This is a genomic window from Oleiphilus sp. HI0117, assembly GCF_001635235.1.
On sequence record NZ_LWGA01000008.1, the window covers coordinates 1 to 755 of the forward strand.

Here is a 755-nt window from a genome sequence, read left to right on the forward strand (position 1 = left end):
GTGATATATGTGGTGATTACCTCGACAGGCTTGAGCAGCACGTAATGATTCAAACAAAAAGAAGTTAAATGAAGATGACGCCACTATCGATCTTCATAACGACAATTAAGGCTGAATTAGCTCATTATTTGTCATAGAAAACTAAAAATTCGAATTAAAGGTGAGAAGAGATGGCGAATAGCCAGCCACCGAAAGGTAATATTCCCGTTCCAAATTTGGACGGTGTTGGTTTAGAGACGCTTGCAGTACGAGCTGGGCAAATTAGAAGTCCTGAGCTTGAACACAGCGAAGCGATTTTTCCGACCTCAAGCTTTGTGTTTAATTCAGCGCAAGAAGCTGCTGCACGATTTGCAGGCGAAGAGCCTGGGAACATCTATGCGCGTTTCACCAATCCAACGGTTGCGATGTTTGAGGCGCGCTTAGCTGCCTTAGAAGGAGGCGAGCGTGGTGTTGCTGCAGCATCGGGTATGGCTGCTATTATGTCTGTTTGCTACGCTCTGTTAGAGCAGGGTGATCATGTCATTTGTTCGCGCAGTGTTTTTGGCACGACGACAGTTCTGCTAGAAAAGTTTGTAAAGAAGTTTGGTGTTGAGATTAGCTTTGTTGATCTGACTGATTACGAGCAATGGCAGACCAGCATCAAGGACAATACTAGGTTTCTATTCCTTGAATCGCCGTCGAACCCACTGTGTGAAGTAGTTGATATCGCAAGACTGGCAGAACTGGCGAGACAAGGGCGTCATTCGAAAGGCTGC

General features: G+C 45.7%; 1 protein-coding gene. It reads left to right on the top strand.

The window, feature by feature from the left end; all coding sequences use genetic code 11:
• Positions 1–170 precede the first annotated feature (170 nt).
• On the top strand, positions 171–755 hold a 585-nt coding region (locus tag A3757_RS00380), incomplete at its 3' end, for an aminotransferase class I/II-fold pyridoxal phosphate-dependent enzyme (RefSeq protein ID WP_156506058.1).